General features: G+C 67.7%; 1 protein-coding gene. It reads left to right on the top strand.

Annotated elements, in window-relative coordinates; genetic code table 11:
* Nucleotides 1-68: 68 nt before the first annotated feature.
* Nucleotides 69-6,984, top strand: a 6,916-nt coding sequence (locus tag ACTOWJ_RS11430; RefSeq protein WP_441334731.1) for an amino acid adenylation domain-containing protein, incomplete at its 3' end; no start/stop codon positions are given.

Below are 6,984 nucleotides of genomic sequence, written 5' to 3' on the forward strand. Positions count from 1 at the left end.
CAGGGTCGGCTGGAAGGCCGATTCGATGCAGGGAAAGACAGGGATAAGGGATGTCAAACGGAAACTTCTTGGACGCTTCGATCACGACCGGTATCGGCCACGACACCGGCGTGCCGCCGGTCGGCAACGATTTCGACCGTCACGTCGCCTATTGGCGCGACGCGCTCGCCGGTGCGCCGGCCATGCTGGAACTGCCGACCGATCGCCCCAGGGCGGGTCGGCAGGATTCGGACATGGGCAGCGTCGAGGTGGGCCTGGATCGGGATTTGACCGCGCGCCTGGAAGCCCTGAGTGCGCGCCATGGCGCGAGTCTGCAAACAGCCTTGCTGGCGGCCTGGGCGGGCACGCTCGCGCGCTTGTCGAGTCAGGACGATATCGTGATCGGCATACCGGCCGATCGCGACGTCGATGCCGCGAGCCAAGCGCGTGTCGGCCCGTCCGGCGACGCGCTGCCGTTGCGCATCGATCTGAGCGGACAGCCGACCGTCTCCACGCTGCTGGCCCGGGTCGAACGCCGTTTGCACGATGCCTACGCGCACGCGGTGCCGACCTTCGAAGGGATCGCCGCGGCGACGGCATCGTTGGCCGGCGCCACGCACTCGCCGGTGTTTCAGACCATGCTGGCGTTCGAGGTTCAGCCAGCGTATCCGTCCGGGCCGGCCGGCCTGGACCTGGCGCTGGAACTGCGGCGCGACGGCGACGGCGTTGCGGGCACGCTGCGATACGCGAGCGGACTGCTCGATGCCGAAACCGCCGAACGCTACGCCGGTTACTGGCAGCGTTTGTTGACGGCGATGACCCTCGACGACACGCAGGCGGTTTCGCGTCTGCCGATTCTCGGCGAGGACGAGCGCAACCTTGTTCTTCAGACTTGGAATGCGACCGCGATCGAGTACCCGCGCGATGCGTGCATGCACGAACTGTTCGAGGCCCAGGCCGCGCGCACGCCGGATGCGGTCGCGCTGGTCGCCGGCGACCGGTCGCTGACGTATGCCGAACTCAACGGCCGCGCCAATCGGCTTGCCCACCATCTGCGCACTCTGGGCCTGGGGCCGGACGAGCGCGTGGGCATCTGCGTCCAACGCAACGCCGACATGCTGGTGGCGCTGCTCGCGTCGCTGAAATCCGGCGCCGCCTATGTTCCGCTGGATCCGTCTTATCCGCCCGATCGTCTGGGCTACATGCTCGACGACGCGATGCCGCGCGCCGTGCTCACCGACGCGGTCGGCCGGCCCGTGCTGTCGCAAGCCCTGGCCTTGGCCGAACAAGCGCAGTCGCTGACGGTGCTGGACCTGCAAGCCGATGCGGGCGCGTGGGAGGACGCGTCCGACGAGAATCCGGCGGCGCAGGCGGTCGGGCTGACCTCGAAGCATCTGGCGTATCTGATCTATACCTCCGGTTCGACCGGCCGACCCAAGGGCGTGGCGATCGAACACCGCAACGCGGTGAACTTCATCTACTGGGCCTTGCAGGAGTTCTCGCCCCAGACGCTGAGCAACTGCCTGTTCTCCACCTCGATCAATTTCGATCTGTCGATCTACGAATACGGCGTCCCGCTGGCGTGCGGCGGCCGGGTGACCCTGGTCGACAACGCGCTGGCCTTGTTGAACGCCGCCTTGCCGGTCACGCTGATCAACACCGTGCCCTCGGTGATGATGGAACTGAGCCGGGCCGATGCGGTGCCACCGACGGTGCGGGTAGTGAACGTCGCGGGCGAACCGTTGAAGCGCGCGCTGGCCGAACGCATTCTGGCGAGTGCGCAGGTCGAGCAGTTGTGCAATCTCTACGGGCCGTCGGAAACCACGACCTATTCCACCTGGACGCAGATGGATCGCGCCACCGGCTTCGTCGCCGACATCGGCCGCCCGGTGGGCAATACCCAGGTTTACATCCTCGACGCGGCGGGAAACCCCGTGCCTGTCGGCGTGGCCGGCGAGATATTCATCGGCGGGCACGGCGTCGCACGCGGCTATCTCGGCAAGCCCGAGCTGACCGCCGATCGTTTCCTCGACGATCCCTTCAACGCCGAACCCGGCGCGCGCATGTACAAGACCGGCGACCTGGGACGCTGGTCGGCGCAGGGCACGATCACGCTGCTGGGTCGCAACGACTTCCAGGTGAAGATCCGCGGATTCCGGATCGAGCTGGGCGAGATCGAAGCCAAGCTCGGCGAATGCGCGGGCGTGCGCGAAGCCGTGGTGATCGCGCGCGACGACGAGATCGGCGGCAAGCGGTTGATCGCGTACTGCCTCGCCGACGAGGCCTTGGACATCGGCGCGATTCGCGACGGCCTCGCCAGCGCCTTGCCCGATTACATGGTGCCGTCGGCGTTCGTCCGCCTCGCGGCCTGGCCGCTCACGGCGAACGGAAAGCTCGACCGCAAGGCGCTGCCGGAGCCCGACGACGCGGCCTACACGCGCCGCGCCTACGCACCGCCGCAGGGGCCGATCGAGACGACGCTCGCCTCGATCTGGTCGGAGCTGTTGCGGGTCGAACAGGTCGGGCGGAACGACGACTTCTTCGAGCTTGGCGGGCACTCGCTGCTCGCTGTGCAACTGGTGTCGCGCGTGCGCAAGGCGCTGGATATCGAACTTACGTTTCGGGATGTCTTCGAGGCTTCCGAATTGCGCGAACTGGCCGAGCGCCTGCCGCTGATCGCCGGTGCGAGCCTGACCGCGATCGTGCCGGTGGAACGCCGGCCGCTGCTGCCGATGCCGCAGCTCGTCAAGGGCTTCTGGGTGCTGACCCAGCTCAATCAAGCGACGTCGGCTTATCACATCGGCGGCGCGTTCCGCCTGAGCGGCGAACTCGATCGCCCCGCGCTGGAGCGCAGCTGGCAGAAAATCGTCGACCGCCACGAAATTCTGCGCACGCGGTTCGTGCTGGTCGACGGCGAGCCCCTGCTGAGCGTCGACGACGAGGCGCTGATCCAGCCGCGTTTCCAGGACATCCGCGACGACGCGGATCCCGCCGGCCGCGCCAATGCGCTGTATTCGGAGCTATTCGCCGAACCCTTCGATCTCGGGCGCGACGTCCCGCTGCGCGCGCAAGTGCTGCAACTGCAGGACCGGACCTTCGAGCTGCAGTGGGTGACGCATCACATCGTCTCCGACGGCTGGTCGATCGGCGTCATGCTCAAGGAACTGAGCGAACTCTACGCCGCGCAAACCGGTGGCGCCCCGGCATCCTTGCCGACGCTGCCGGTGCAGTACATCGACTATGCCGCGTGGAAGGGCGAGTACCTCGCGGCAGGCGAGTTGGATCGGCAGATTGGTTACTGGCGCGAAGCGCTTTCGGGCGCGCCGCCGCTGTTGGAGTTGCCGACGGATCGACCGCGGCCGCCGCAGCAGGACTTCGCCGGCGCGGCGATCGATCTGCATCTGGACGAGGCGCTGACCACGCGGCTGAAAACCCTGAGCCGGCGCCACGGCGCCACGCTGTACATGACGATCCTGGCGAGTTGGGCGGCGGTGTTCTCCAGGTTGTCCGGCCAGTCCGAGGTGGTGATCGGCAGCCCGGTGGCCGGCCGCAATCGCGAGGAGATCGAGTCGCTGATCGGATTCTTCGTCAACACCTTCGCTCTGCGGATCGATCTGGACGGCGATCCCTCGACCGCACAGCTGTTGGCGCGCACGCGCCGATGCCTGCTCGACGCGCAGGCGCACCAGGATGTGCTGTTCGACCAGGTGGTTGAGGCGGTGAAGCCGCCACGCAGCACCGCGCACAATCAGATATTCCAGGTCATGCTGGCCTGGCAAAGCCACGATGAAGGGCAGTTGGCCTTGCCCGGCGTCGACGTATCCCACGCGCCGAAGGCGATGACGGCCGCACAGACCGATCTGCTGTTGGATCTGCGCGAGAAGGACGGCTGCATCACCGGCTTCGTGAATTACATGACGGCCTTGTTCGACCGCGAAACGATCGAACGCTTCGCCGGCTACTGGGAGCGCCTGCTGCGCGGCATGGTCGCCGACAGCGAGAGCCCGGTCGCGAGTTTGCCGCTGCTGGAACCGGCCGAACGCGACCGCGCGATCGCGACCTGGAACGAGACCGCGCAGGACTATCCGCGCGATCGCTTCGTGCATGAGTTGTTCGAAGCGCAGGCGCAACGCTCGCCGCAGGCCATAGCGGTCGTCTTCGGCGACGAGACCGAAACCTATCAAGGCCTGGATCGCCGCGCGAATCATCTCGCGCGCCGCCTGCGGGCCATGGGCGTCGCGCCCGGCGACCGGGTCGCGATCTGCGCCGAGCGCGGCATCGAGATGCTGGTCGCGGTGCTCGCCGTGCTCAAGTCCGGCGCGGCCTACGTGCCGCTGGATATCGCCTATCCGCGCGGGCGGCTCGTGCAGATCGTCGAGGACGGTCAACCGGCCGCGGCGCTGGTCGATGCGCGCGGCCGCGCGCTGCTCGACGGCGGCGACGAGATCGCCATGGTCGATCTGCCGCGTATCGCGCTGGGCCAGCAGGATTCCGGCGACGCCGACGACGATATCGTCGCGACCCAGTTGTCGGCGTTTGCGCCGGCGACGCATCCGGCCTATGTGCTGTTCACCTCCGGCTCGACCGGGCGCCCCAAGGGCGTGTGCGTGCCGCATCGCGCCGTGGTGAATTTTCTCTGTTCGATGGCGCAACGCCCCGGCCTGAAAGCCAGCGACACCTTGTGCGCGGTGACGACGCTGTCGTTCGACATCTCCGTGCTCGAACTGCTGCTGCCGCTGACGGTCGGCGCGCGCGTGGTGGTGGTCGATCGCGACACCGCGATGGATGGCGACGCCTTGGCGGCGTTGATCGAACGCAGCGGCGCGACCGTGATGCAGGCGACGCCCGCGACCTGGCGCATGCTGCTGGAAACCGGTTGGACGCCCGCGGCGCGTATGCGCCTGCTGTGCGGCGGCGAAGCCTGGCAGATGGATCTCGGCGCGCGGCTGCTGCAAGACGGCGCGGAACTATGGAACATGTACGGCCCCACCGAGACCACGGTATGGTCGACGATAGACCGCGTGACCGCGGGCCGGTCCAAGGTGACGTTGGGCAAGCCGATCGCCAATACCCGCGTGTACGTGCTCGACAAATACCTTCAGCCAGTGCCGACGGGCGCCAACGGCGAATTGTGGATCGGCGGCGACGGTGTCGCGCTGGGCTATCACGGACGCCCCGATCTGAGCGCGGAACGTTTCGTGCGCGATCCCTTCGCTGCCGATCCGGAAGCGCGGATGTACCGCACCGGCGATCTGGGCCGGTGGTCGGCCGACGGCGCGCTCGACTATCTGGGGCGCAACGACTTCCAGGTGAAGATCCGCGGATTCCGGATCGAACTCGGCGAGATCGAAGCCAGGCTGATCGAGTGCGCGGGCGTGCGCGAGGCGGCGGTGCTGGCGCGCGAGGATGCGGCCGGCGAGAAGCGTCTGGTCGCCTACTGCCTGGGCGACGACACCCTCGATATCGGCGCGCTGCGCGAAACGTTGGCGAGCCGATTGCCGGAGTACATGGTGCCGTCGGCCTTCGTGCGGCTGGACGCATGGCCGCTGACGCCGAACGGCAAGCTCGATCGCAAGGCTTTGCCGGCGCCGGACGATTCGGCGTACGCGCGGCGTGCTTACGAAGCGCCGCAGGGCGCGATGGAAGAACGCCTGGCCACGATCTGGGCGGAGTTGCTGCGGGTCGAGCAAGTCGGCCGTCACGACGATTTCTTCGAGTTGGGCGGACATTCGCTGCTGGCGGTGCAACTGGCTTCGCGCGTGCGCAAGACGCTCGATGTGGAACTGTCGATGCGCGATCTGTTCGAGCAGCCGACCTTGTGGAAACTGGCGGCGCACGTAACGGTCGGAAAACGCTCGGACTCCTCCGGTATCGCGACGGTTGCGCGGCAGGCGTTCATGCCGCTGTCGCAGGCGCAGCAGCGGTTGTGGTTCCTGAGTCAGATCGACGGCGCGAGCTCGGCGTACCACTTGTGGGACGGCCGACGCCTGCGCGGCGCGCTGGATCTGACGGCGTTGGCGCATGCCTTGGACGAAGTGGTGGCTCGGCACGAAGTGCTGCGCACGCGCTTCGTGCTGGTCGACGGTCAACCGATGCAGCAGATCGCGGCACAGGCCGCGCCGGACCTGCGTGTGCATGATCTGCGCGGCCGCGAAGACCGCGAAGCCGCGGTCGCGGCGCTGGACGAAGCGCTGTTCGCCCAGCCCTTCGATCTGGAGCGCGATGCGTTGCTGCGCGTGCAAGTGACGCAGTTGGACGAGCAGGAGTTCGGGCTGGCGTTGGTGATGCATCACATCATCTGCGACGGCTGGTCGATCGGCGTCTTGTTGAACGAGTTGAGCGCCGCGTATGCCGCGCGTGTCGGCACGGTGCCGTCGTCGCTGCCGCCGCTGCCGGTGCAGTACGTGGACTATGCGCAGTGGCAGCGTCAGCGATTGGCGGACGGAGAGTGGGCGCGTCAAGCAGGGTACTGGCGCGAAACCCTGGCCGGTGCGCCGGCGCTGTTGGAAGTGCCGACCGACCGGCCGCGGCCTTCGCACCAGGCTTACGCGGGCGATGTGTTGGAGATCGCGCTCGATACGACCTTGACCGCGCGGCTGAAGGCGTTGAGCCAGCGCCACGGCGCGACCTTGTACATGACGCTGCTGGCAAGCTGGGCGGCGGTGCTGGGCCGCTTGTCGGGCCAGGACGAAGTGGTGATCGGCAGCCCGGTCGCGGGTCGCAACCGGGTGGAGGTGGAGCCGCTGATCGGGTTCTTCGTCAACACCCTGGCGCTGCGGATCGATCTGGGCGGCGCGCCGACGGTGGCCGAGCTGCTGGCGCGCACGCGCCGGCGCGTGCTGGAGGCGCAGTCGCACCAGGACCTGCCGTTCGACCAAGTGGTCGATGCGGTCAAGCCGCCGCGCAATCCCTCGCACACGCCGGTGTTCCAGACCTTGCTGGCGTGGCAGACGCAGGACGAAGGGCGGTTGTCGCTGCCGGGCATCGAAGCGACGCCGACGGACA

Origin of the sequence: Lysobacter sp. CA199, assembly GCF_052078715.1 — a bacterium.
Classification (GTDB): domain Bacteria; phylum Pseudomonadota; class Gammaproteobacteria; order Xanthomonadales; family Xanthomonadaceae; genus Lysobacter.